Here is a 24,340-nt window from a genome sequence, read left to right on the forward strand (position 1 = left end):
CACATTCATCAAACGGAAGCCCAAATGCTGACCTATCCCTATACCCTGACTCGCGACTCCAACGATACGTGGCTAGTCCGGTTTCGCGATATTCCAGAAGCGCTAGCCGTAGGGCAGGACGTCGATGAGGCGGCAATCAACGCCGAAGAGGCGCTCGAAGCTGCGCTGGAGATCTACTTCGAGGCGCGTCGCCCCATTCCCATGCCCTCCAAACCTGCCAAGGGCCAGGCGTCAGTAACCTTGCCCGCCTTGGTCACCAGCAAGGTTTTTCTGTCGAACGAGATGATTCTTCAGGGGGTGCGCAAGGCCGAGTTGGCGAGGCGCATGGGGGTTCACATGCCGCAAGTGGACCGGTTGCTCAACGTGCGACACGCATCCCGGATCGAGCAAGTCGAATCCGCTCTCGGGCAGCTTGGGCGCCGCCTGGACGTGTCGATTGCCTGAGGCTGGCAAGCCTGCAAGTCCCGCATGTCAATGAAAATCGGCCCCGCTAACGGGGCCGATCATCTTGCATCGGAAAACCAGGCTTACTCCGCAGTTTCCTGCAGCACGCGCCGGGCTTCCTCGGCCACGCGCTCGGGGGCGGTGCCGCCCACGTGCTTGCGGGCCGCGACCGAGCCTTCCAGGGTCAGGACCTGGTGCACGTCGTCGCCGATGCTGGCGTGGTAGGCCTTGAGTTCGTCCAGCGACAGGTCGGCCAGGTCGCAGCCGCGCTGTTCGCAGTCGCGCACGGCGTGGGCCACGACTTCGTGGGCGTCGCGGAACGGCACGCCGCGCTTGACCAGGTAGTCGGCCAGGTCGGTGGCGGTGGCGAAGCCTTGGAGGGCGGCGGCGCGCATGTTGTCGGCCTTGACCTTGATGCCGCCGGCCATGTCCGCGAAGATCGTCAGCGTGTCGCGCACGGTGTCGACGGTGTCGAACAGGCCTTCCTTGTCTTCCTGGTTGTCCTTGTTGTAGGCCAGGGGCTGGCCTTTCATCAGGGTCAGCAGGGCGACCAGGTGGCCGTTGACGCGGCCGGTCTTGCCGCGGGCCAGCTCGGGCACGTCGGGGTTCTTTTTCTGCGGCATGATCGAGCTGCCGGTGCAGAAGCGGTCGGCCAGGTCGATGAAGCCCACGCGCGGGCTCATCCAGAGCACCAGCTCTTCGGACAGGCGCGAGACGTGCGTCATGATCAGCGCGCCGGCGGCGCAGAATTCGATGGCGAAGTCGCGGTCGGACACGGCGTCCAGCGAATTGCGGCACACGCCGTCAAAGCCCAGGGTCTTGGCGACGCGCTCGCGGTCGATCGGGTAGGACGTGCCGGCCAGGGCGGCGGCGCCCAGCGGCAGGCGGTTCACGCGGCGGCGGCAGTCGGCCAGGCGCTCGGCGTCGCGGCCGAACATTTCGGCGTAGGCCAGCAGGTGATGGCCGAAGGTGACGGGCTGGGCGACTTGCAGGTGCGTGAAGCCGGGCATGATGGTGCCGGCGTTGTCCAGGGCCACCGTGGCCAGGGCGTGGCGCAGCTGGCGCAGCAGGTCCAGCAGGTTGTCGATTTCGGCGCGCAGCCACAGGCGGATGTCGGTGGCGACCTGGTCGTTGCGCGAACGGCCGGTGTGCAGGCGCTTGCCCGCGTCGCCCACCAGTTCCACCAGGCGCTTTTCAATGTTCAGGTGGACGTCTTCGAGGTCGAGCAGCCATTGGAAGCTGCCGGCGTCGATTTCGGACAGGATCTGTGTCATGCCGCGCTGGATGTCGGCCAGGTCCTGGGCGCCGATGATGCCCTGGGCGGCCAGCATGTCCGCGTGCGCGAGCGAACCCTGAATGTCGTAGCGCGCCAGGCGCTTGTCGAAATCCACGGACGCCGTATAGCGCTTGACGAGTTCGGAAACCGGTTCCGAGAACCGGGCGGACCAGGCCTGCGCCTTGTTGGCGAACTGGTTTTGATCGGGGGAGGGAGTGTTTGCCATGATGGGCGGAATTATAGGGCCTGGCGCGCAAGGCCGCGCCGCCGGGCGCGGGTTCCGCGGGGGCGAACCCTCCGGCCCGGCCTTTGTCGGATAATCCTGGATTAGTTTCAAGACCTTAGAGCAGGAAGAGAGTCTATGCCCCTGGAATGGGAAGAGCTGGTCACCCAATTGGATACCCATCTGCCGCGCGAAGCCTGGGCGCAGACGCTGATCGGAATCGCCGCGCTGATCCTGACGGCGCTGTTCGTCCAGTGGGTCGTGGCCCGGGTCGTGCTGTTGCTGGCCCATCGCGTGCTGGTGCTGAGCGGCCGGGGCGACTGGGACAAGGCCCTGCAACGCCGCCGGGCATACCAGAACCTCTGGTACGCGGTGCCGTTCGCCGTGGTGTCGCTGGGCATAGGCCTGGTGCCGCACGTCGAGCGGGCGGTGACCATCGTCGGCCGGCTGGCGCATGCCGGCGCCTGGATCTGCGTGTTCGTGGCGTTTTCCGGGGTGCTGAGCGCCTGGCAGGATACCTATTCCGCCACCACCCGGGCGCAGACCCGCTCCATCAAGGGCTATATCCAGATCGGCAAGCTGATCCTGATGGCGGTATGCACCGTTTTGGTGCTTTCCATCCTGATCGACCGCTCGCCGCTCTGGATGATTTCCGGCCTGGGCGCGCTGTCCGCCGTGTTGCTGCTGGTGTTCAAGGACACGCTGCTGTCGCTGGTGGCCAGCACCCAGCTGACCAGCAACGACATGCTGCGCATCGGCGACTGGATCGAGATGCCGCAATCGAACGCCGACGGCTTCGTCAAGGACATCGCGCTGCACACGGTCAAGGTGCAGAACTGGGACAACACCGTCACCACGGTGCCCACCTACAAGCTGTTTTCGGAAAGCTACCGCAACTACCGCCACATGTTCGAATCGGGTGGACGGCGCATCAAGCGCACCGTGCGCATCGACTCGGCCAGCGTGCGCTTCCTGACCGACGACGAGGCGCAGCGGCTGATGCGTTTTCGCCTCTTGCACGACTACCTGCAGGCCAAGACCCACGATATCGCCCAGGCCAACCAGACCATGGGCGAACTGGCCAGCGTGCCCGCCAACCGCCGCCGCCTGACCAATATCGGCACCTTGCGGGCCTATGCGTTGGCCTATCTGAAACAGAATCCCGAGGTCCGCCAGGACATGGCGATGATGGTGCGCATGATGGAGCCCACCTCCGAAGGCATCCCGGTCGAGGTCTATTGCTTTACCGCCGTCACCGCCTGGGTCGAGTACGAGCGCATCCAGGGCGACATCTTCGACCATCTGCTGGCCATCCTGCCCGAACTGGGCCTGCGCCTGTACCAGCAGCCGTCCGGCGCCGATATCGGCGCAATGGGCGTCCACCTGCGCGAAGGCGCCTTGCAGGCCGCGCTGGCGGGCGAAGGCGGCCGTCCGGGCCTGGCCGCGCCGTCGGAACGCGGCCTGACCGACGAGAAGATGCCGCGCTAGCGGACAGCAGGCGCGGCAAGGCGTGGGGGGGGCGGCGGGTGGCCCCGTGAGATAATCCAGGCGTTGAAATCCCTGGCGATAGACCCGATGTCGAACCCGTTCTTCAACCTGTATTCCCACGGCTTTGCCCGGGTGGCCGTCGGCGTGCCCGAATGCAAGGTCGCGGACCCCGCCTTCAATGCCGCCCAGACCATCGCGCTGGCGCAGCAGGCCGCCCAGGGCGGCGCGGTGCTGGCGGCGTTTCCCGAGCTGGGCCTGTCCGCCTATACCTGCGACGACCTGTTCCACCAGAAGGCCCTGCTGGACGAATGCGAAGCCGCGCTGGCCCAGGTGGTGGCGGCAACCGCTGAAATGGACATCGCCGTCGTGGTCGGCGCGCCGTTGCGCGTGGCCCATCAGCTGTTCAATTGCGCCGTGGTCGCCGCCGGCGGCCGCGTGCTGGGCGTGGTGCCCAAGAGCTACCTGCCCAACTACGGCGAATTCTACGAAGCGCGCCAGTTCAGCGCCGGCGATTGCGCCACCGCGTCCGAGATCCGCCTGCTGGGGCAGACCGTGCCGTTCGGGTCCGAGCTGGTCTTCCAGATGGAAAAGCTGCCGCTGTTCCAGTTCCACGTCGAAATCTGCGAAGACGTCTGGGTGCCGATCCCGCCGTCTTCCTACGCCGCGCTGGCGGGAGCCACCGTGTTGGTGAACCTGTCGGCCTCCAACATCGTGGTCGGCAAGTCGGAGTACCGCCACCAACTGGTGGCGCAGCAGTCGGCGCGCTGCCTGTCGGCTTACATGTACACCTCCGCCGGGCGGGGCGAGTCGTCCACCGACATGGCCTGGGACGGCCAGGCACTCATCTACGAAAACGGCGAACTGCTGGGCGAATCCGAACGCTTCCTCGGCCATTCCCACCTGCTGTTTGCGGACGTGGACCTCGAACGCCTGTCGCGCGAACGCATGCACCAGACCACATTCGGCCAGTCCGTGCGTCGCCACCAGGACGAAGTCCGCAAATTCCGCAGCGTGGCGGTCCCCGTGAATCCGCCGCTGGAAGACGCCGAGCTGCCGCTGGAGCGGCGCGTGGCGCGCTTTCCCTATGTGCCGGCCGACCCGCAGCGCCGCGACGCCCGCTGCAAGGAGGTCTACAGCATCCAGGTCCAGGCCCTGGTCCAGCGCCTGTCGGCCAGCCGCATGTCCAAGGTCGTCATCGGCATTTCCGGCGGGCTGGATTCCACCCATGCGCTGCTGGTCTGCGCCAAGGCCATGGACGCGCTGGACCTGCCGCGCTCCAACATCCTGGCCGTCACCATGCCGGGCTTCGCCACCAGCTCGCGCACGCTGCAGCAGGCGCGCAAGCTGATGGAGGTGGTGGGGTGCACGGCTTCCGAGATCGACATCCGGCCCAGCTGCCTGCAGATGCTCAAGGACCTGGGCCATCCCTATGCCGACGGCAAGCCGGTCTATGACATCACCTTCGAGAACGTGCAGGCCGGCGAACGCACCAACCACCTGTTCCGCATCGCGAATTTCAACAACGCCATCGTCATCGGCACCGGCGACCTGAGCGAGCTGGCCCTGGGCTGGTGCACGTACGGCGTGGGCGACCACATGTCGCACTACAGCGTCAATGCCAGCGTGCCCAAGACGCTCATCACCCACCTGGTGCGCTGGGTCGCGGAATCCGGCCGCCTGGGCGACGAAGGCGCGCAGGTGCTGCTGGACGTGCTGGGCACCGACGTCAGCCCCGAACTGGTGCCGGGCGGCGCGGACGACAAGCCCGTGCAGAAGAGCGAAGACTCCATCGGTCCCTATGAACTACAGGACTTCAACCTGTACTACACGCTGCGCTACGGCTTTGCGCCGACCAAGGTGGCGTTCCTGGCGCTGGCGGCCTGGCGCGACCGCGAGGCCGGCGCCTGGCCCGAGGGCGGCCACGTGGCCCGCAACCAGTACGATCTGGCGGCCATCAAGCGCAACCTGAAGATTTTCCTGGACCGTTTCTTCCGCCTCAGCCAGTTCAAGCGTACCTGCGTGCCGAACGCGCCCAAGGTCGGCTCCGGCGGTTCGCTGTCGCCGCGCGGCGACTGGCGCGCGCCCAGCGACTCCGAGTCGGCGGTGTGGATGCGCGACGCCGAACGTATTCCCGACGAGGCCTGACCGGGATTTCCCGCCCAAGGGGGACCCGGCGTCCGGGCCCCCGCGGGTGGTATTCTCTTATCCGATGCGCCCTGCAGCCATGCCGTGTCAGGGCGACGCAACAGATCAAAAACCCAGGACGACCAACGTGAAACAAGTCACCGCCATCATCAAACCCTTCAAGCTCGACGAAGTCCGCGAAGCGCTGGCCGAAGTCGGCGTCAGCGGTCTGACCGTTACCGAAGTCAAGGGTTTCGGCCGCCAGAAAGGCCATACCGAGCTCTACCGCGGCGCCGAGTACGTGGTGGACTTCCTGCCCAAGATCCGCGTTGAAGTGGTGCTGCCCGACAGCCAGGTCGAAGCCGCCATCGAAGCCGTGGTCAAGGCTGCCCGCACCGGCAAGATCGGCGACGGCAAGATCTTCGTCACGCCGGTCGAACAGGCCATCCGCATCCGCACGGGCGAAAGCGACGAAGAGGCGCTGTAAGTTCCTGGGGACTTGCGGCTGGCCGGATCCGCCGGCAGCCGCGAGACCGCAGCAGGATATTGCGGGCTTGGCGCGGCGGGGAAGCTGCCGCACCAAGCCCGCAACGCATTTTCCCGCCTAGCGGATGAGCTGATTCATCTCCAGGATCGGGCTCATCACCGCCAGCACGATCAGCAGCACGAATCCCCCCATCAGCAGTATCAGCGCCGGCTCCAGCAAGGCCGTCATGGCCATGGCGCGCCGCTCCAGATCGCGCGACAGGTTCTGCGCGCCGCGGTCCAGCAGTTCGGGCAGGCGGCCGGTCTTCTCGCCGCTGGCGATCAGATGCACCAGCAGCGACGGAAACACCTTTTGCGCGCCCAGCGAGGCCGACAGCGACGCGCCTTCGCGCACGCGCGCAGAGGCTTCGTCCACCGCCTGGCGCAGCACATCGTTGCCCAGGGTGCGGCGCGCCGCCTCCAGCGCCGTCAGCAATGCCACGCCGCTACCTGAGAGTATCGCCAGCGTGGAAGCAAAGCGCGCGGCATTCACACCCAGCACGAAGCGTCCCGCCAAGGGCAGCTTCAGCACGCGCGCATGCCAGGCCCGCCGCGCAGCGGGCGCGCGCAACGCATACCGCCACAGCGCGACGGCCGCCGCCAACGCCGCGCCCGTCGCCACGCCCCATTCGCGCACATAGTCCGACAACGCCAGCATGATGCGCGTCAAGAGCGGCAGCTCCTGCTTGGCCTGGCTGAACGCCGACACCACCTGCGGCACCACATAGCCCAGCAGGAAGATCACGATGATCACCGACACGCAGGCCACCACCGCCGGATAGATGAACGCGGTCAGCACTTTGCTGTGTAGCGCGTTGCGCTCCTCGATGTAGTCCGCCAGCTTCTCCATCACTTGCGCGAGATCGCCCGATTCCTCGCCGGCGCCGATAAGCGCGCGATAGATCTCCGGAAAGTCGCGCGGCCGCGCGGCCAGGGCGGTCGACAGCTTGTGGCCCGCGCGCACGTCGTCGCGCACGCTGCCCAGGGTGGCGGCGATATGTTTTTTCTCGGCCTGTTCCAGCGTGGCGCTCAGGGCCGCGTCCAGCGGCAGGCTCGCGGCCAGCAGGCTGGCGAGCTGGCGCGTGAGCCAGGCGAGATCCGCATCCGACAGGCGCGTGCGCAGCGATGCGCCGAACCCTTCGGCGCGCGCCGCGAGGGACGTGGACAGCGGCAGCAGGCCGCGGCCGCGCAGCTGGTTGCGGGCGCCGCGTTCGCTGTCGGCGTCGATCGTGCCGCGCACGATCTTCCCTAGTGCGTCGGTGGCTTCGTAACGGAAGGAAGGCATCTGGAAAGCATGGCCGGCACGCATTCAAAAAAGCGCGCAAAGCCCCGAATTTAAAGGGTTTCAAGGCCGCTACGATGCCTGCGGATTATGACCGTAGTGTTGCACTGTCACCCCGTATACTCCGACGCGCTTTCACGTTTTTTCACACGATTTCACGTTTCAGGCACCTATCCCGTCATGCGTCATATTGCGCAATTCAGCCTTGCGGTACTGCTCGCCGCAAGCCAGCTCGGACCCGCAGCCAGCAGGGCTCACGCTCAACAGACCGACAATCGCGTCAGTCTGAATTTCGTCGACACCGACATCCCCGCCGTGCTGCGCGCGCTGTCGTTGTTCACGCAGCGCAACTTCCTGGTGGATCCGCGCGTCAAGGGCAAGCTGACGCTGGTGTCGGACCGTCCCGTGGACAGCGCGCAGGCGTTGTCGATGCTGACGGGCGCGCTGCGCATGCAGGGTTTTGCCATCGTCGAGGTCGACGGCGTGACGCGCGTGGTGCCCGAGGCCGACGGCAAGCTGCAAGGCAGCGTGGTCGCGGGCAGCGCGCGTCCCGCGCAAGCCGTGGGCGGCGCGGGCCGCGGTCCGGTGCCAGTGTCCGCGTTTGCCAAGGGCAGCAGCGGCGAAATGCTGACCCGCGTCTTCCCGCTGAAGTACGAAAACGCCGCCAACCTGGTGCCGGTGCTGCGCCCCATGGTGCCGCCCAACAACCCGATCAACGCCTATCCCGGCAACAACACGCTGGTGGTCACGGACTACGCCGACAACCTGGAGCGGATCGCGCAGGTCATCGCGCGCATCGACGTGCCCAGTTCGATCGACACCGACGTGGTGCCGGTGCGTTCGGCCGTGGCCACCGACCTCGCCATCCTCGCCTCGCAACTGCTGGATACGCAAAGCAGCGACCCGACCCAGCGCATCGCCGTGGTGGCCGATCCGCGCAGCAACAGCGTGCTGGTGCGTTCCGGCAGCCCGGCGCGCACTCGGCTGGCGCGCGATCTCATCATGAAGCTGGACGCGCAGCAGAACCGCGCCGGCAACCTGCACGTGGTCTACATGCGCAACGCGCAGGCCACGCGCATCGCCGAGGTCCTGGGCGGGTTGCTGACGGGGCAGGCGAATTCCGCGCCCGGCGCCACGGGCGGCGCCAGCGGCGGCACGGGCGCGCAGGGCGGAGCGCGCACGCAGAACGCCGCGGCTGGCATGCCGGCCCAGGCGACAGCGGGCATGGCCGGCATGTCCGGTTCGAACACGGGCGGATTGTCGGGCGAACAGGAACGCATCTCGCGCGAAGACAACAGCACGCAGGCCGTGTCGTATTCGGCCGGCGGCGCCACCATCCAGGCCGATCCGGCTACCAACTCGCTCATCATTTCCGCGCCCGAGCCGCTGTACCGCAGCCTGCGCGAAGTCATCGACCAGCTCGACCAGCGCCGCGCGCAGGTGCTGGTGGAAAGCCTGATCGTCGAAGTCAGCGAGGCCAAGGCGGCGGAGTTCGGCATCCAGTGGATGACGGGCGCCGGCAACATCAACAGCGACGGCACCAGCTTCATCGGCGGCACCAACCTGGGCGGCAGCGGCATCACCGGCAAGGGGCCGACCACCATCGACGGCATCGGCAGCGGCCTGAGCCTGGGGGTGGTCAAGGGCACGGTCGACGTGCTGGGCAACAAGGTGATCAACCTGGGCGTGCTGGCCCGTGCCATGGAGAACACTGGCGAAGCCAACATCCTGTCCACGCCCAACCTGCTGACGCTGGACAACCAGTCGGCCAGCATCCTGGTGGGCAAGACCGTGCCGTTCGTGACCGGGCAGTACGTGACCTCGGGCAGCAACGGCAGCACCAATCCATTCCAGACGATCGAACGTGAGGACGTGGGCCTGAAGCTGAACATCCGGCCGCAGATTTCCGAGGGCGGCGCGGTAAAGCTGGACATCTACCAGGAAGTCAGCAGCATCGACGAAAGCCGCTCCAACTCCACTACCGGCATCGTGACCAACAAGCGGGCCATCGACACCAGCGTGCTGATCGACGACGGCCAGATCATCGTGCTGGGCGGCCTGCTGGAAGACAACGTCACGCTCTCCACCAACAGCGTGCCGCTGCTGGGATCCTTGCCGGTGATCGGCTCGCTGTTCCGCTACGACACGCGCAAGCGCACCAAGACCAACCTGATGGTGTTCCTGCGCCCCTATGTGGTGCGCGACGCCAACCGCACGGCGGGCGTCACCATGGACCGCTACGACTACATGCGCCGCGCGCAGGCGGCGGTGCAGCCGGGCCAGCACTGGGCGCTGCCCGACATGCAGGCGCCGATGCTGCCGCCGCCGGGCTCCGCGCCCTCGGTGTCCAACAACGCCTATGACCTGCGTCCGGAACATCAGGCTGAAACGCTGCGCCGGCCGGCGCCGGTCACGGCGCAGTCCTTCGCCGTGCGCCAGTATGCCGGCATGGAACCCGCGCGCGACGCCTCGGGCGCCATCCGCGTGTCGCGCACGCTGATGCACAGCGTGGCCGTGGACCCCGATACGCTGCTATGAGCGCGCACCCCTTGCCTTATGCCTGGGCGCGGGCGCAGCGCGCGCTGCTGTCGCTGCGCGGCGGCCAGGCCCGGCTGACCGTCAGCCCGCGCACGCCGGAATGGGCGGTGCGCGAGATCCGCCGCTGCCACGGCGACATCGAGTTGGCGCAGGTCGAGGACCAGGCGCTGGAAACCTTGCTGACCGCGGCCTACAGCCATTCGGAGGATGCGGCCTCGGTGATGGGCGTGGCCGAGAACGAGATCGACCTGGACCGCCTGATGCAGGACATGCCCGAGGTGGCGGACCTGCTGGAGGCCCAGGACGACGCGCCCGTGATCCGCATGATCAACGCGCTGTTCGCCCAGGCGGCGCGCGACGGCGCCAGCGACATCCACATCGAACCCTTCGAGACCCACTCGGTGGTGCGCTACCGGGTCGACGGCACCCTGCGCGACGTGGTGTCGCCGCGCAAGGCGCTGCACGCCGCGCTGATCTCGCGCATCAAGATCATGGCGCACCTGGACATCGCCGAAAAGCGCTTGCCGCAGGACGGCCGCATCGCGCTGCGCGTGGGCGGACGACCCATAGACGTGCGCGTGTCCACCTTGCCCACCGGGCACGGCGAACGCGCGGTGCTGCGCTTGCTGGACAAGGAAGCGGGGCGCCTGCAGCTGGAGAAGCTGGGCATGGACGCGGGCGTGCTGGGCCAGCTGGACCGGTTGATCCGCCAGCCGCACGGCATTGTGCTGGTGACGGGGCCCACCGGCAGCGGCAAGACCACCACGCTGTACGCGGCTTTGAGCCGCCTGGACGCGTCCACCAGCAACATCCTGACGGTCGAGGACCCGATCGAATACGACCTGGCCGGCATCAGCCAGACGCAGGTCAACGCCAAGATCGACATGAGCTTCGCGCTGGCCCTGCGCGCGATTCTGCGGCAGGACCCCGACGTCATCATGATCGGCGAAATCCGCGACCTGGAGACCGCGCAGATCGCGGTGCAGGCCTCGCTCACCGGTCACCTGGTGCTGGCTACGCTGCACACCAACGACTCGGTGTCCGCCGTGACCCGACTCACGGACATGGGCGTGGAACCTTTCCTGCTGGCGTCATCGCTTTTGGGCGTGCTGGCGCAGCGCCTGGTGCGCAAGCTCTGCCCGGCCTGCAAGAAACCCGCCACGCAGGACGGCGCACGCGTGTTCCATCCGGTGGGCTGCGACGCCTGCAACCATACCGGCTACAGCGGGCGTTCCGGCATCCACGAACTCTTCACGGTGGACGACGAGGCGCGCCGGCTGATCCACGAAGGGCGTGACGAACGCGAACTGCGCCGCGCGGCGGCCGCGTCAGGCATGCGCACCATGCGTGAGGACGGGCAGCGCTGGGTGGATAGCGGGCAGACCTCGCCGGAGGAAATCCTGCGGGTGACGAGGGACGCCTAGCGGACGATGGGGAACGCCAGCGACTTGTCGCTGTGCCTAGGTGCCGAACGACGCCACATCCCCCGAACGCCGCCCCAGCGCCGACAACAGTCCGTCCAGCGCCGCCCGATCCGCCTCGCGCGCGGCGCCGGCATAGGTTGCCTGGCCCTGGAACTTCAGGCCGCCGCGCCCGCCCGCGCTGCCCTGGCCGCTGACGTCCAGCAGGCCGCTTTCCGTGCTCAACGCCAGCGTGGCGCCAGACTTGCCGCCTTGTACCCGCAGCAGATACGAGCCCACGGGCGCCACCGGCGTCAGCGCGGTGCTGGCGTTGCGCCAGCGCAGTTCGGCCACGGGGCCGGCGGGCAGGGGCGCGCCCAGCCGCAGCGGCTGCCAGCGGACTTCCAGCGTGCCCTGGGGGGCAATGGTGTTCCACGGCGCGCCCAGCGCGGACAGGATGGAGGCGGGCGCGCGCAGCGACTGGGCCGGCACGGACACGCCGTTCCAGCCGGGCGTGGCGCGCAAGGGACCTTGCAGCCAGGGGTGGGAGATATCCAGAGCGAGCACGTCCCAGCGCCATTGCCATTGCACCGGTTGCGGCAGCATGCGGCGCGCGCCAGGCGGGCCCAGCGCGATCCAGGCGCTGCCGCGCCACAAGGTGCCGCTGGCGTCGGCCAGCGTGACCGGCGCCTTGTCCGGCAGCAGGGCCAGCAGCCAGCGCGCGGGCAGCACGGTGACGGCGGCCGCGGCGGCGCAGACGGCGCCGGCCAGGAGCAGGGCGGCGGAACGTTTGGAAAGCGGGAAGCCGGACATCTCAGCCACGCTCCGAAGCTTGCGGCGCCATCAGGCTCACCTTGCCATTGACCAGGCCGGGCAGCGGCCGCCCGTTGACATTGGCGGCACGGGTGAGCTGCACTTCCTTGACCGCCAGGCCCCAATCGCGCGCTGCTCCGTCGAGCCAGCGCAGCAAGGCCGAAGAGGGCGCCTGCTTCAGCGTCAGCAGCACGCCCGGGCCGTGTTCGGGCTCGCCCAGCGCCCACTGTTCCGCGGCGAGTCCGGCGCGCTCCAGCGAGGCGCCGATTTCCGCGGCGCTGGGCATGGCGCCGGCGGGCGCCGCGGATTTACGCCGCAACGCCGTGGCTTGGGCGGTCAGGTCCGCGACCGTGGCCGCCTGGCCGCGCAGCGCGGGCAATTCCGCCTGCAGTTTGCGCAGCGTGTTCAGGGGCGGTTCGATCAGGGTCACGAAGACCAGCGCGCCGCCCAGCAGCAGGGCAGCCGCGGTCACCAGCCGGCGCTCGCGCGGCGCCAGCGCCTGGTAGCGTAGTCCGGCGCGCGCCAGCGCGGGAGTCAGGGTCTTGGCCAGCGACTGTCTGGCCGCATGCAGGGCTTGCGGGAGTTTCATGGTTGCGCGCGCACGATGCGCCAAGTGGTGTCGTTGTCGCCGCGTTCGAGCTTCAGGCCCAGGGCCGCGGCTTGCTGGATCAGCGCGGGCGTCTCAGCCACGCGTTGCGACTGCTCGCCGGCATCCGCCAGTTGCAGCGTCAGCGCCTGTTCGGCGTAGCCCAGGCGGGCTACCTTGTCGGCGGCGAAGGGCAGGGCCTGGGCCGCGGCGCGCGCCAGGGGCAGGAAGTCGGCGGCATTGGCCGCGCCGCGGTTCGCCTGCAGCGCGTCCAGGCCTTGCTGCGCCTGGCGCGGCGGATCCAGGACCACCGGCAGGTCGGGGAACGCGGCCAGGACCTGCGCGTGCATGCCGTTGCGCAACGCGTCGGCTTCGGCTTGCAGTTGCGAGGCGTACAGGTTCAGCCCGCCTATCCAGACCACTGCCGCTGCCGCGCCCCAGCGCCAGGCGGGGCGCCAGGCCGAGACGCGGGCCGGCGCCAGCTGGGGCATGGCCAGCGACCACGAAGGCGAGGGCGCCTGCCAGCGAGGATCGGCAGGGTCGCGCAATGGCGCCGTGGTTTCGGCCGCCAGCGCTTGCGGCGCGATGAGCGCCTGCGTGCGCAAGCCCTGCGCATTCAGCAGGCTCCAGCCGCGGCGCACGGGTTCGCGCGCGGCCCAGGCCAGCGGCACCGTGCCGTCGGTCGAGCGCGGGCCGTGGCCGATGGCCAGCGCGTCCAGGTCGCTGAGCACCAGCGGCTCCAGGGCGCTGTGCACCGCGGCGGCAAATCGGGCACGCGCCACCGCGGGGATCTGCACGCTGGCGGCGATCACATCGGCGGGATGCAGCACGGCTTCGCAGGCGGCGTGGGGATAGGCATGGCCCAGCGCCTCAAGCGCGAGCTCGCCCTGGCGGGCGCAGCGGCCGCGCCGGTCGAACCAGGCATAGGGCAGGAGAGAGCCGGCGCCGAACTCGTCCAGCGGCGGCAGCGCGATGCGCAGGATGTTCTTCAAGGTATTTCTCTGGTCCATAAGGTGTCTGGGGCGGCGGGCGGTGAACTGCGCAGCAGCGCCTGCATGGAGATGCGCGCCCGCTCATAGGCCACGGTGCCGCTGGCCAGGAACCAGCCGCTGGTGGTGGCGACGGCGGGCGCAGGCGCTTTGACCCCCGCGCCCGCCAGGCGATTGGCGAAATCGCCGGAATTGTTAAACCAGTTGCCGCGGTCGCGCTCGCCCGCCATGGAACGCGCCTGGCTGAGCGACAGGCCGGGCACCAGTGCAGCAAGCACCTCCGCGGGCGCGGTGTTGACGTTGACGCTGGTGGAAACGGGCAGCACCGTCATCGTGCGGCGCAGCTCGTTGCGAGCCGACGGCTCCAGCGCCAGCAGGGCCGCCACTTCGTCCACGCCGCGCGGCAAAGGGGCGCGGGCGTCGGGCGCGGGCCGTCCTGGCGGCGCCGCCGGCGCATCCGCCGGCGGCGCCACGGGCTGCGCGGCCGACATGATGTCCACCATGCGCGCGGCCAAGGTGTCGGGCAGTTGCAGCGTGTTCAGCAGCCGGCGCAGTACCCGTTCCTGCTCGGGTTGCGGCACGCCATTGTTCGCCAGGTTATAGAGGTTGTACTTGCCTTGTTCGTCCTGCACGCGGCCGGAGAACACCGCGACGCGTTCGTCGCCGGGGCGTTCGATGCGCGTGTCCAGCACCGGGGTGGCCCAGATCTGGTCGCCGCGGGTGATGGATTCGCGCTTGCTGTGGTCGCGCACGATCAGGCGGGCCCAGTCTATGCCGCCCGCCAGCATGGCGCGCGCCTGCACCCGCGCCATCTCGTTTTCCACGCGCCGCGTGCTGGCGGTCTGGCGCTGGAACAGGCCGGTGGTCAAGGCCGCGACGATGGCGACGATGATGAGCGCGCTGATGACCGCTGCGCCGCGTTCTGCGTTACTCGGGCGTCTCATGGCAGCTCCAGCACGCGGGTATAGCGCTCGGGGGATCCCGGGGCGCCGCGTTCCAGCACGATCTCCAGGCCGGTCGGGGCGGCGGCCTGACTGCCTTCGCCATTCACCCAACCGGTACCCGGCACCCAGGCGCGCAGCGTCAAGGCTCGCGTGCCGGGCAGCAGGAGGATGCCGTTGTCCGCCGCGGGCAGCGGACTGCGCGCCGCCGATGGCCCGCTGGCGCGCCACAGGCCGTCCTTGCGCACCTGCCATTGCACGCGCTGCCACAGTCCGTTGCCGTCAGGGTCGGGGCGCAGGATCTCGAACACGGGCCCGCCGCCTGCACGGCGCAGCAGGCGCAGGCCGCTGGTGTAGGCCTGCGCGTCCAGACCCGCCGGCTCGAAGCCGGGTCCGGTGTAGGACAGCTCCACATCGCGCGCCATCTGGCCCAGTGTGCGGACGATGGCGTCGATGTCCTCGGCCTGTTCCTCGATCCGCTCGCGCGCGCCGGACACGCTGGCCAGGCCGCGCCAGGCCATCAGGCTGACCAGCGCCATCAGCGCCAGGGCCACCAGCACTTCGATCAGCGTGAAGCCGGCTTGGGATCGGGGAGGGCGGCGCATGGCTATCTCAGACTGGACAAGAGGCCATCCAGCTGCAGCAGTACGGCGTCCGCCTGCGCGGCGCCGGCGTCGCGCACCCTGATCGACACCTGGCGGAAGCTGCGGTTCATCGAATTCGTAAACTCCATTTCGCACTGCAAAGCCCGGCCGCCCTGAGCACAGGGCGCGCTGCGCGTGCCTGCGCGCGGCAGCGCTTGTTCCAGCCGCAACTGGGCCAGCGCGTTCTGCGCAGCCAGCAGCGCCAGCGTCTTGTCCTGCAGGGCGCGGTTGTTTTCCGCCATGACGCCGGTCGCGCGCAGGGCGGCGCCCATGGCGACGGCGATGATGGCCAGGGCCACCAGCACTTCGATCAGCGTGAACCCGCGCTGCCGATCGGGCGGGCGGGGCGGTTCATTGAATTTCATAGCGGCCCGCGGCGTCGCGCTGCAAGGTGACGCGGGCATCGCCCGCGCTCAGCGTCAGCGTGACCGGCGCGGCGACCCATTCCGTGTTGAACACCAGCGGCCGGTCCGGATCGAGCCGTAGCGCCACCGGCGCCGCCGACCAGGATTGCGGGCGCAGCACCTCGTCGCGCTCCAGCCGGTCCGGCGGCAGCGGCCTGTCTTCCTCGGCGTTCGGGCCTGGCAGCCGGCCCTGGCGTTCGAACGACCAGCCCTGGCCGTTGGCGAGCCAGCGGATGGGACGGCCGTCGCTGCGGGCCTCGCTCTGGGCCACGGTGAAGGCGTCGGCCAGGCGCAGGGCGTCGCCGCGCAAGCGGTTCTCGCCGCGGCCCACGGACAGGCTCACCATGCTGGCCGCGATCGCCACGATCACCAGCACCACCAGGACTTCGACCAGCGTGAAGCCGCGTTCAGAGTTCCCAGGAGCCGATGTCGGCATCGCCGCTCTCTCCGCCGGGCTTGTTGTCGGCGCCGAACGAGAACACGTCGATATCGCCTTTGACGCCAGGGCTCAGGTATTGGTAGGGATGGCCCCAGGGATCGTTGGGCAGCTTGTCCAGGTACCCGCGCCAGTTGTTCACGCCTTCGGGCTTCTGCACCAGCGCGCGCAAGCCCTGCGCAGTGCTGGGGTAGCGGCCATTGTCCAGCCGGTACAGCTTCAACGCCTGCATGATGCCGGCGATGTCCTGGCGCGCGGCGGCCTGGCGGGCCTGGTCGGGACGATCCAGCACGCGGGGGACGATCAGCGCCGCAAGTATCCCCATGATCACAATCACCACCATGATCTCGATGAGGGTGAAACCTTGCTGGCGGGCAAGCCCGCGCGGTAACTGACGCACTTGATGACTCCGGTCTTTCAGTAGGAGCGGAGGATTGTGGACATGAAATATGACAGCAATAGTGACGGCGCGGCCAAATGCGGGCAGGTCCGGTCTGCGCCCGGGGCGCGCGTCGCAGCGCCTGCGGCGCGGCTCACTTTTCGCGCGATATGCCGGCGGGAGCGGGCAGGGCGGCCGGGGCCGGCAGGCGGCTGGCGCGCCCAGCCTGTTCCACCGTCACCGCGTCCGCGGCGACTTCGCGCAGCACGATGCCGGGGGCCACTTCGCCGCCCGCGCGCCAGGCCAGCGGCGGACCGCCGTCGATGCTGAGCACGGCGGCGCCATCGGCGCCTGCGGCGATCACGCCCAGCACGGTGATCTGTGTGCGCATGGCCTCGTCCTTGCCGAACCACAACGCCACGGGCGTGTTGTCGGCAGCGCGCGGCGCTTGCGCCGACACCGCCGGAGGCAGGGCGCCAGCCTTGGGCGCAAGCAGGATCGACGCCCATACGCCCAGGCCGGCGGCCAGGGCCAGCACGGCGAGTATGCGGAATGCGGCGGGCAGGGTCGGGCGCAGGAACAGGGGCATGGATTGAACGTGCGTGGCGGATTGAGACCGCGCCGACTATAGCCGCCGCACATGACAAGCCCGCGATGCGCGGCGCCTGCGCCATGGTTGCGCGCAAAAGAATCCTGATCCGTCGATCAAGGTTTCTCTTCTTTGCTTCACGGGGCTTTCACCTTGGCTGGCCATCATGTGGCCCTGCATAAAACCCTGTTCATGACTAGAGAAGAGAAGCATGCAAGCATTGAATTGGAGAAGATGGTGCGCGGCCCTGCTGGCGACCAGTGCCCTGGCGGGCTGCGGCGGCAGCGACGATGACGACGACACCGAAGCGCCGCCGACCCAGCCGCCTGTGACCCAGCCGGACCCGACGCCCGCCGACAAGGTGCTGTTCATCGGCGTCGACGGCCTGACCTATGACGCGATGCGCCGCGGCGTGGCCGACAAGGCCTTGCCGAACCTCGCGCAGCTCAACGCCACGCGCGCCTGGACCGGCGGCGTGACGGACGCGCCCACGCAGCAGCCCACGTTGCTGGCGCCGGGCTGGGCGACGCTGCTGACCGGGCAATGGGCCGACCAGCACGGCGTGCGCTACAGCGTGCAGGGCGAAACGCTGCAATCGCCGACCCTGTTCCAGCGCATCAAGCAGGCGCGCCCCGAAGCGCGCACCGCCGCCGCCTTCAATTCGACCGTGGTGGCCGGCCTTATCGCCGGCCAGCGCGACGCGGGCTATCTGCAGTCGCTGACCGACTGCGCCGGCGCGGACGATTGCGTCGCCGCCCAGGCGCGCGACCGCATCACCGAAGGCTATGACGTGGTGGTGGCGCAGTTCGGCGCGCCGGAACGGATTGCCTCGGAGAACGGCTTCGGCTCGGCCTATGACAGCGCGATCCGGCAGGCCGACGCCGCCATCGGCGCGCTGACCAAGCAGATCGCCGACCGCAAGGCGGAGCACCCCGGCGAGAAGTGGCTGGTGATCGTGGCTTCCAGCCACGGCCTGGGCAAGACCGGCGCCAGCGACGGCCGTCCCATGTCCTCGAACAAGACCATCCTGTTGGCCGCCAACCAGCCTGCGCTGCTGGGCGGCAGCGCCGACGACGCGTCGTTCGACGGCCTGTGGGACAACAACTGGTACGCGCTGCCCAGCGCGGCCGATGTGGCGCCGACGGTGCTGGACCACCTGAAGGTCCTGCCGCCCGCCGCCAAGTACGACATGGCGGGCACCTCGCTTGCCGGCAAGCTGGCACTGCGCCACACCGCGGCCCGCACCTCGACCGACAACAAGAGCGTGACGCTGAGCTGGGTGCGTGTGGGCGAGCCGGCCGGCGACATCGTGGTCAGCCGCGACGGCGTGGAGATCGCACGCGTGGCCGGCACGGTGGCCGAGTATGTGGACAAGGGCTTCAAGTTCGACACCGAGGGCGTGCACACCTTGAACTACAGCGTGGCGGTCGGCAACGCGGTCAGCGCCGCGCGCACGACCGTGGCCTACACCAAGCCGCTGCCGCTGCTGGCTTCGCTGCGCACTGGCCTGACGATGCTGTTCCCGTTCGAAGGCAATATGACCGACATCGCCGCGGGCGGCGGAGCCATCACTCCGTTCGACGGCACGCAGGCGCCGGCCTACGCCGACACGGGCGTGTTCGGCAAGATGTTCAAGAACGACCGCAGCGCGGCGGCCCTGGGCGGCTTCAAGCTGGATTATCCGGCAGGCATGCTGGACGCGGCCCAGGCCTTCACCATCGGCTTCTGGTACCAGTCCGACGGCACCGCCAACGACCGGTCCATCCTGGGCAACAAGGACTACAACTCCGGCGGCAACCCTGGCATCACCATCGCGCAGTGGGCAGGTCCGGTGCTGTATTTCAACCTGGCTGGCGGCGGCTCGCGTGTCGACATCAACAACGTCAAGTTCACCCCGAACAAGCCGGTCTACGTTGCGATGACCGTGAACAAGACGGCCAAGACCCTGACGGCCTCCGTCTACGACAGCGAACTGGGCTTCTCGCAGCGCACCATCGGCACGGGCTCGGTCGACCTGACCAAGATCGCCGGCGTCTACGGGCCGCACCTGGGCCTGAACGAAGACGGACGCGGCACCTATGGCGTCTGCTGCGCCGGCACCAAGGGTCCCTACACGATGTATTTCGACGACCTGGCGTACTGGTCGCGCGCGCTCACCGAAGCTGAAGTGAAGTCGCTCGCCCTGTCCGGCAAGTCCGTTTCCGAACTGTTTCCCTGATGTACCGAGGATAAAAAAATGAGCATGTCCATGATCTTGCGCGGTTTCCTGCGCCTGGGCGCGGTGCTGATGCTGAGCGCCACGCTGGCTGCCTGCGGCGGCGATGACGGCGACGACGACGGTGGCAAGGACCCCGGCACCGGCCAGCCCGAAACGCCGAAGCCCGAGCCCGTCAAACCCGAATTGCGTTGCGCGCCTTGAGCGGCGCTCCCTCCAGATCCATAGGAATAGAATCCGTGACGTTCGATAAAGACCAGGTCCACGCCGGCAAGCGCCGCTTCCTGCGCAACGCCGCCGCCTCGACCGCAGGCCTGACCGCGCTGTCGATGTTCCCGCCGGCGATCCGCCGCGCGCTGGCCATCCCCGCCAACAACCGCACCGGCACCATCAACGACGTCGAGCACGTGGTCATCCTGATGCAGGAAAACCGCTCCTTCGATATGTACTTCGGCACCTTCAAGGGCGTGCGCGGCTTCGGCGACCGCATCACCATTCCGCTGCCTGAAAAGCGCTCGGTCTGGGAGCAGAGCAACGGCACCCGCGTGGTGATGCCGTATCACCTGGACAGCAGCCAGGGCAACGCCCAGCGCGTGGCCGGCACGCCGCACGACTACGTGGACGCGCAAATGGCCTGGGACGGCGGCCGTATGGACCACTGGCCGCGCTACAAGCAGAACCAGTCCATGGGCTACTACAAGAAGAAAGAGGTGGAGTTCCAGTTCGCGCTGGCCGAAGCCTTCACGCTGTGCGACGCCTATCACTGTTCTACCCACGGCGGCACCAACACCAACCGCCTGTTCCACTGGACTGGCACCAACGATCCGCTGGCCCTGGGCAACGGCCCCTCGACCCGCAACCAGTGGGACAGCCTGGGCGCTTCGTCCACCGGCTGGACCTGGAAGACCTATCCCGAGCGCCTGCAGGAAGCCGGCGTCAGCTGGAAGGTCTACCAGAACCTGCCCGAAAACTTCGGCGACAACCCGCTGGCCGGCTTCAAGCAATACCGCCGCGCCAACGAGCTGGCCGGCAACAGCGCCAACGGCGCGCCCTATCCGGCCTGGACGCCGTCCATGGATGCCGCCAATCCGCTGTACAAGGGCACGGCCAACACCATGCCCGACGGCGGCTTCCTGAAGGCGCTGCGCGAGGACGCCGTCAACGGCACGCTGCCGCAGGTGTCGTGGATCGTGGCGCCCGCCACGTATTCCGAGCACCCCGGCCCGTCCAGCCCGATCCAGGGCGCCTGGTACATCCAGGAAACGCTGGACGCGCTGACGGCCAACCCCGAGGTCTGGAGCAAGACCGTGCTGCTCATCAACTTCGACGAGAACGACGGCTATTTCGACCACCTGCCGCCGCCCGCCGCGCCCTCGCTGAACCCGGACGGCTCGATGGCCGGCGCCTCCACCGTCAACACCGACCTGGAGCGCCATACCCATGCCTCCGCCCAGGACGCCGCCGACGACCGCGTCTACGGCCCGGGCCCGCGCGTCCCCATGTACGTGGTGTCGCCGTGGAGCCGCGGCGGCTGGGTCAACTCGCAGGCATTCGACCACACTTCGGTGCTGCGCTTCCTGGAAGCCCGCTTCGGCGTGGCCGAGGACAACATCAGCCCCTGGCGCCGCGCGGTGCTGGGCGACCTGACTTCGGCCTTCAACTTCGCCACGCCCAACAACGAAAAGCTGCCCGACCTGAACCTGCTGACCCGCGCGGGTTCGGACAGCGAGCGCAGCGCGCAGGAAGCGCTGAAGGCCGTGCCGCTGCCCGATCCCAGCACCCAGGCCAAGCCGGTGCAGGAGCAGGGCGTGCGCTATTCCCGCGCCTTGCCCTACGAACTGCACACCAGCGCCCGCGCCCAGCCGGACACGGGCGCCATGCGCCTGGTGTTTTCCAACACGGGCAAGCAGGCGGCGGTGTTTCACGTCTATGACCGCCTGCACCTGGACCGCCTGCCGCGTCGCTACACGGTGGAGCCGGACAAGCAGCTGGAAGGCAACTGGGACACGGCGGCCGACGGCGGCAAGTACGACCTGTGGGTGCTGGGCCCCAACGGCTACCACCGCCATTTCGCGGGCGACCTGGCCCTGGCCCGCACGTCGGCGCTGGCGCCGGAGATCCGCGTCTGCTACGAAATCGCCAAGGGCGACGTCTACGTCAGCTTCATTAACGGCGGCAAGAATCCCTGCACCTTCGAAGTCGCGCCCAACGCCTACTACGCCAACCACGAGCGCTGGAAGTTCACGGTGCCCGCGGGCGGCCAGGTCGAACAGCACTGGGCGCTGGAAGGCAGCCAGGGCTGGTACGACTTCACCGTGCGCCTGGCCGAAGATCCTGCCTATCTGCGCCGCTTTGCCGGCCGCGTGGAAACCGGCCTCCCGTCGGTGACGGACCCGGCGATGGGGCTGTAAGTCTCAGGCGGCGGTCTGCGGTTCGCGCGCCTGGAACGCCTGGGCGCAGGCCTCGCAGATCGCCGCCGTGATGCCCTGGCGCGCATGCTCGCGCCGCTCCAGCATGCCGATGGCGCGCGCCATCGGCCCCAGGTCCTGCGGCAGGGTGAGAATCCGCAGTTCCGGGCTGTGCTGCCAGTTGGAGCCGTTGATCAGCGGCAGCAGCGTCACGCCGACCTCCTGGCGCACCAGCTCGACCAGAGTCTCGATGGCGTTGAGTTCCAGGTATTCGTTCAGCGGCACCGCCAGGCGGCGCAGCAGCCGGTCTATTTGCAGGCCGGTGCGCTGGGTGCGGTCAAAGCGCAGGAAGGGGTTCTGCGCCAGTACCTGGCGCGCGTCTTCACCCGGCGCCGAGCGCGGGGCGATGACGACCAGCTGCTCTTCATATAGCGCGGTCCAGCGGGTGCTGGCCATCTTGCGCCCGGCCTCCACCAGGAAGGCCGCGTCCAGCTCGCCGTCCTCGACCTTGCCCGCCAGCTCGCTGGCCTTGCCCGACAGGATGCGCACGTCCAGCTTGGGGTGCTGCTTCTTCATGCCCGACACGACCTTGGACAGGGTCCCCATGCACGACACGATGCTGCCCACGGCGACCGACCCGGCCAGCTCGCCGGGTACGGTGCGCGGCAGCCGCATGCGGTCGTAAAGATCCAGCAAGTGCTTGATTTCCGGCAATAATTCCCGGCCGGCGGCATTCAGGATGGCGAGCCGTCCGCTGCGGTCGAAGAGTTCGCGGCCCAGTTCCGTTTCCAGGGAGCGCATCTGGAAGCTGACCGCGGCCTGGGTCAGCGCCACCTGTTCGGCCGCTTCGGAGAAGGAACCGTGGTGCGCGACCGCCAGGAAAGTGCGCAGAAAACGGATGGTACTCACAAAAATCTCTTTTATGACGGAACAAAATTTCAAATTGATTTAATTAAACCACGGGAGTAACTTCGGCCGCTTACCCGTTATGAGACTAGCCACATGAAATCCTTCGACTGGGGCAACCCGTATCCTTCCGTCCGCATTCCGCTGTTCGCCCGCAACGTGGTGTCCACGTCGCATCCGCTGGCGGCGCAGGCAGGGTTGCGCATGCTGCTCAAGGGCGGCAATGCCGTGGACGCCGCCATCGCTGCGGCCGCCACCATCGTCCTGGTCGAACCCGTGTCCTGCGGCCTGGGCGGCGACTGTTTCGCCATCGTCTGGGACGGCAAGGAATTGCACGGCCTGAACTCCTCGGGCGTGGCCCCCGCGGCCTGGAGCACCGAATACTTCAAGCGCAAGCACGGCGTGGGCGCCGACGGCCTGGCGATCCAGCCCAAGCGCGGCTGGGACGCCGTGACGGTGCCGGGCGTGGTGGCCGGCTGGGCCGCGCTGCATGAAAAACTGGGCAAGCTGCCGTTCGAGCAATTGTTCGAACCCGCCATCGAGATCGCCGAGCGCGGCTACGCCGTGCCGCCGGTGGTGGCGCACAAGTGGGCCGCAGCCGCCGAAGAACTCAAATCGCAACCGGGCTACGCCCAGGCCTTCCTGCCCGAGGGCCGCGCGCCCAAGGTCGGCGAACACTTCCGCTTCCCGGACGCCGCCAACACGCTGCGCCGCATCGCCGCTTCCAAGGGCCGCGACTTCTACGAAGGCGAACTGGCCGAGCGCATCGCCGCCTTCAGCCAGGAATGCGGCGGCGCCATGACCCTGGAAGACCTGCGCAACTACCGCCCGGAATGGGTCAAGCCCATTTCCAAGTCCTACCGCGGCTACGAGCTGCACGAGATCCCGCCGAACGGGCAGGGCATCGCCGCGCTGATCGCGCTGGGCATCGTCGAGCGCTTCGACATGGCCGACATTCCGGTGGACTCGGTACAGTCGCAGCACATCCAGATCGAAGCCATGAAGCTGGCTTTCGCGGACCTGTACAAGTACGTGGCGGACCCGCGTTCCATGCAGGTGACGCCGGAACAGATGCTGTCCGACGCCTACCTGGACAGCCGCGCCAAGCTCATCCGCCTGGACCGCGCCACCCATTTCGAGGCGGGCCGTCCGCACGCCGGCGGCACCATCTACCTGACCGCTGCCGATGAAAACGGCATGATGATCTCGTTCATCCAGTCCAACTACATGGGCTTCGGCTCGGGCGTGGTGGTGCCGGGCACCGGCATCAGCATGCAGAACCGCGGCGTGGGCTTCTCGATGGATCCGAAGTCGGCCAACGTGGTCGAAGGCGGCAAGCGTCCGTTCCACACCATCATCCCGGGCTTCCTGACCCGCGGCGGCAAGCCGGTCATGAGCTTTGGCGTGATGGGCGGCGACATGCAACCGCAAGGCCACATGCAGACCGTGGTGCGCATGCTGGACTATCACCAGAATCCGCAGGCCGCCTGCTGCGCGCCGCGCTGGAAGGTCAACCGCGATTTCACGCTGGACATCGAGACCAATATGAAGGCTTCCACCATTGCGGGCCTGAAAGACCTCGGGCATGCTTTGAAGTCGGTCGACGATCCGTACATGGATTTCGGCGCGGGCCAGTTCATCTGGCGCATGTCCGAAAACGACAACGAGCTTGGCTACGTCGCCGCCAGCGACAGCCGGCGCGACGGTCAGGCGGTCGGCTTCTAATACGC

22 protein-coding genes are annotated in these 24,340 nt (G+C 68.3%); 10 read left to right on the plus strand and 12 right to left on the minus strand.

What is annotated here, in order from left to right; genetic code table 11:
- The first annotated feature begins 24 nt into the window (after window positions 1-24).
- Window positions 25-444 (plus strand): type II toxin-antitoxin system HicB family antitoxin, encoded by a 420-nt coding sequence (locus IB258_RS00440; RefSeq protein WP_054456849.1) that lies wholly within the window; start codon window positions 25-27, stop codon window positions 442-444.
- 83 nt (window positions 445-527) lie between these two features.
- Here the strand turns inward: IB258_RS00440 and argH are convergent, their stop codons facing one another.
- Window positions 528-1,946, minus strand: a complete 1,419-nt coding sequence (gene argH / locus IB258_RS00445) for an argininosuccinate lyase (protein ID WP_054456589.1) — start codon at window positions 1,944-1,946, stop codon at window positions 528-530.
- Between the two features lie 135 nt (window positions 1,947-2,081).
- On the opposite strand from argH, the gene IB258_RS00450 reads away from it, so the two are divergent.
- From IB258_RS00450 to IB258_RS00460, 3 genes are all read left to right on the plus strand, one after another.
- Complete coding sequence (locus IB258_RS00450; RefSeq protein ID WP_119449493.1) at window positions 2,082-3,431, plus strand: mechanosensitive ion channel family protein; 1,350 nt, start codon at window positions 2,082-2,084, stop codon at window positions 3,429-3,431.
- 87 nt (window positions 3,432-3,518) lie between these two features.
- Window positions 3,519-5,576 carry an NAD(+) synthase gene (locus tag IB258_RS00455; RefSeq protein WP_192351975.1) on the plus strand — a complete coding sequence of 686 codons (2,058 nt, stop codon included), beginning with the start codon at window positions 3,519-3,521 and terminating at the stop codon, window positions 5,574-5,576.
- Between the two features lie 127 nt (window positions 5,577-5,703).
- Window positions 5,704-6,042: a P-II family nitrogen regulator gene (locus IB258_RS00460; RefSeq protein WP_013393295.1), complete on the plus strand. Its 339-nt coding sequence runs from the start codon at window positions 5,704-5,706 to the stop codon at window positions 6,040-6,042.
- 117 nt (window positions 6,043-6,159) lie between these two features.
- On the opposite strand, the gene gspF is transcribed toward IB258_RS00460, so the two are convergent.
- Window positions 6,160-7,365, minus strand: coding sequence for a type II secretion system inner membrane protein GspF (gspF, locus tag IB258_RS00465; protein ID WP_192351976.1), 1,206 nt, complete (start codon window positions 7,363-7,365; stop codon window positions 6,160-6,162).
- A 177-nt stretch (window positions 7,366-7,542) separates the two neighbouring features.
- On the opposite strand from gspF, the gene gspD reads away from it, so the two are divergent.
- Window positions 7,543-9,900 (plus strand): type II secretion system secretin GspD, encoded by a 2,358-nt coding sequence (gene gspD, locus IB258_RS00470; RefSeq protein WP_054456591.1) that lies wholly within the window; start codon window positions 7,543-7,545, stop codon window positions 9,898-9,900.
- A complete protein-coding gene (gene gspE / locus IB258_RS00475) occupies window positions 9,897-11,324 on the plus strand; it encodes a type II secretion system ATPase GspE (RefSeq protein ID WP_175163913.1) in 1,428 nt (475 codons plus the stop codon). Before gspD ends, gspE begins: the two co-directional genes overlap by 4 nt.
- 36 nt (window positions 11,325-11,360) lie before the next feature.
- On the opposite strand, the gene gspN is transcribed toward gspE, so the two are convergent.
- The 9 genes from gspN to IB258_RS00520 all read right to left on the minus strand — a co-directional run bounded on the left by gspN (window position 11,361) and on the right by IB258_RS00520 (window position 17,081).
- Window positions 11,361-12,113: a type II secretion system protein N gene (gspN, locus tag IB258_RS00480; protein WP_119449495.1), complete on the minus strand. Its 753-nt coding sequence runs from the start codon at window positions 12,111-12,113 to the stop codon at window positions 11,361-11,363.
- 1 nt (window position 12,114) lies between these two features.
- Entirely contained in the window at window positions 12,115-12,702 is a 588-nt protein-coding gene (gene gspM, locus IB258_RS00485) for a type II secretion system protein GspM (protein ID WP_175163911.1), read from the minus strand.
- The gene (gspL, locus tag IB258_RS00490) at window positions 12,699-13,709 is read right to left on the minus strand and encodes a type II secretion system protein GspL (RefSeq protein ID WP_225590235.1); all 1,011 of its coding nucleotides are present in this window, start codon (window positions 13,707-13,709) and stop codon (window positions 12,699-12,701) included. Before gspL ends, gspM begins: the two co-directional genes overlap by 4 nt.
- A complete protein-coding gene (gene gspK, locus IB258_RS00495) occupies window positions 13,688-14,632 on the minus strand; it encodes a type II secretion system minor pseudopilin GspK (RefSeq protein WP_175182102.1) in 945 nt (314 codons plus the stop codon). Before gspK ends, gspL begins: the two co-directional genes overlap by 22 nt.
- Window positions 14,629-15,234, minus strand: a complete 606-nt coding sequence (locus IB258_RS00500) for a type II secretion system protein J (protein ID WP_054456597.1) — start codon at window positions 15,232-15,234, stop codon at window positions 14,629-14,631. Before IB258_RS00500 ends, gspK begins: the two co-directional genes overlap by 4 nt.
- 2 nt (window positions 15,235-15,236) lie before the next feature.
- Window positions 15,237-15,638, minus strand: a complete 402-nt coding sequence (gene gspI, locus IB258_RS00505; protein ID WP_175163274.1) for a type II secretion system minor pseudopilin GspI — start codon at window positions 15,636-15,638, stop codon at window positions 15,237-15,239.
- Complete coding sequence (gene gspH / locus IB258_RS00510) at window positions 15,625-16,113, minus strand: type II secretion system minor pseudopilin GspH (RefSeq protein WP_175213208.1); 489 nt, start codon at window positions 16,111-16,113, stop codon at window positions 15,625-15,627. Before gspH ends, gspI begins: the two co-directional genes overlap by 14 nt.
- Window positions 16,085-16,513, minus strand: coding sequence for a type II secretion system major pseudopilin GspG (gene gspG / locus IB258_RS00515; protein WP_192351977.1), 429 nt, complete (start codon window positions 16,511-16,513; stop codon window positions 16,085-16,087). Before gspG ends, gspH begins: the two co-directional genes overlap by 29 nt.
- Before the next feature lie 133 nt (window positions 16,514-16,646).
- On the minus strand, window positions 16,647-17,081 hold the full coding sequence (locus tag IB258_RS00520) for a general secretion pathway protein GspC (RefSeq protein ID WP_125472210.1): 435 nt from the start codon (window positions 17,079-17,081) through the stop codon (window positions 16,647-16,649).
- Window positions 17,082-17,292: 211 nt separating this feature from the next.
- Here IB258_RS00520 and IB258_RS00525 point away from each other — a divergent pair, with 211 nt between their 5' ends.
- Genes IB258_RS00525 through IB258_RS00535 form a run of 3 tightly spaced genes read left to right on the plus strand, consistent with a single transcriptional unit; the run spans window position 17,293 to window position 21,707 of the window.
- A complete protein-coding gene (locus IB258_RS00525) occupies window positions 17,293-19,299 on the plus strand; it encodes an alkaline phosphatase family protein (RefSeq protein WP_192351978.1) in 2,007 nt (668 codons plus the stop codon).
- 18 nt (window positions 19,300-19,317) lie between these two features.
- The gene (locus IB258_RS00530; protein WP_054456602.1) at window positions 19,318-19,500 is read left to right on the plus strand and encodes a hypothetical protein; all 183 of its coding nucleotides are present in this window, start codon (window positions 19,318-19,320) and stop codon (window positions 19,498-19,500) included.
- A 35-nt stretch (window positions 19,501-19,535) separates the two neighbouring features.
- Window positions 19,536-21,707, plus strand: coding sequence for a phosphocholine-specific phospholipase C (locus IB258_RS00535; protein ID WP_192351979.1), 2,172 nt, complete (start codon window positions 19,536-19,538; stop codon window positions 21,705-21,707).
- 3 nt (window positions 21,708-21,710) lie between these two features.
- Here the strand turns inward: IB258_RS00535 and IB258_RS00540 are convergent, their stop codons facing one another.
- Window positions 21,711-22,613, minus strand: a complete 903-nt coding sequence (locus IB258_RS00540) for a LysR family transcriptional regulator (RefSeq protein ID WP_054456604.1) — start codon at window positions 22,611-22,613, stop codon at window positions 21,711-21,713.
- A gap of 93 nt (window positions 22,614-22,706) precedes the next feature.
- Between IB258_RS00540 and ggt the strand changes: the two genes are divergently transcribed.
- On the plus strand, window positions 22,707-24,335 hold the full coding sequence (gene ggt, locus IB258_RS00545) for a gamma-glutamyltransferase (protein ID WP_054456605.1): 1,629 nt from the start codon (window positions 22,707-22,709) through the stop codon (window positions 24,333-24,335).
- Window positions 24,336-24,340 lie beyond the last annotated feature (5 nt).

This window comes from Achromobacter sp. ACM02, assembly GCF_014851605.1.
In the GTDB taxonomy this organism is placed as follows: Bacteria; Pseudomonadota; Gammaproteobacteria; order Burkholderiales; family Burkholderiaceae_B; genus Achromobacter; species Achromobacter aegrifaciens.

Excerpts from the sequence above, each read along its gene's own strand:
- gspD (WP_054456591.1), top strand. The coding sequence starts at position 7,543 with ATGCGTCATATTGCGCAATTCAGCCTTGCGGTACTGCTCGCCGCAAGC.
- IB258_RS00450 (WP_119449493.1), top strand. The coding sequence starts at position 2,082 with ATGCCCCTGGAATGGGAAGAGCTGGTCACCCAATTGGATACCCATCTG.
- argH (WP_054456589.1), bottom strand. The coding sequence starts at position 1,946 with ATGGCAAACACTCCCTCCCCCGATCAAAACCAGTTCGCCAACAAGGCG.
- ggt (WP_054456605.1), top strand. The coding sequence starts at position 22,707 with ATGAAATCCTTCGACTGGGGCAACCCGTATCCTTCCGTCCGCATTCCG.
- IB258_RS00455 (WP_192351975.1), top strand. The coding sequence starts at position 3,519 with ATGTCGAACCCGTTCTTCAACCTGTATTCCCACGGCTTTGCCCGGGTG.
- gspH (WP_175213208.1), bottom strand. The coding sequence starts at position 16,113 with ATGCCGACATCGGCTCCTGGGAACTCTGAACGCGGCTTCACGCTGGTC.
- IB258_RS00525 (WP_192351978.1), top strand. The coding sequence starts at position 17,293 with ATGCAAGCATTGAATTGGAGAAGATGGTGCGCGGCCCTGCTGGCGACC.
- IB258_RS00520 (WP_125472210.1), bottom strand. The coding sequence starts at position 17,081 with ATGCCCCTGTTCCTGCGCCCGACCCTGCCCGCCGCATTCCGCATACTC.
- gspM (WP_175163911.1), bottom strand. The coding sequence starts at position 12,702 with ATGAAACTCCCGCAAGCCCTGCATGCGGCCAGACAGTCGCTGGCCAAG.
- gspN (WP_119449495.1), bottom strand. The coding sequence starts at position 12,113 with ATGTCCGGCTTCCCGCTTTCCAAACGTTCCGCCGCCCTGCTCCTGGCC.
- gspF (WP_192351976.1), bottom strand. The coding sequence starts at position 7,365 with ATGCCTTCCTTCCGTTACGAAGCCACCGACGCACTAGGGAAGATCGTG.
- IB258_RS00440 (WP_054456849.1), top strand. The coding sequence starts at position 25 with ATGCTGACCTATCCCTATACCCTGACTCGCGACTCCAACGATACGTGG.
- gspL (WP_225590235.1), bottom strand. The coding sequence starts at position 13,709 with ATGGACCAGAGAAATACCTTGAAGAACATCCTGCGCATCGCGCTGCCG.
- gspI (WP_175163274.1), bottom strand. The coding sequence starts at position 15,638 with ATGAAATTCAATGAACCGCCCCGCCCGCCCGATCGGCAGCGCGGGTTC.
- IB258_RS00500 (WP_054456597.1), bottom strand. The coding sequence starts at position 15,234 with ATGCGCCGCCCTCCCCGATCCCAAGCCGGCTTCACGCTGATCGAAGTG.
- gspK (WP_175182102.1), bottom strand. The coding sequence starts at position 14,632 with ATGAGACGCCCGAGTAACGCAGAACGCGGCGCAGCGGTCATCAGCGCG.
- gspE (WP_175163913.1), top strand. The coding sequence starts at position 9,897 with ATGAGCGCGCACCCCTTGCCTTATGCCTGGGCGCGGGCGCAGCGCGCG.
- IB258_RS00530 (WP_054456602.1), top strand. The coding sequence starts at position 19,318 with ATGAGCATGTCCATGATCTTGCGCGGTTTCCTGCGCCTGGGCGCGGTG.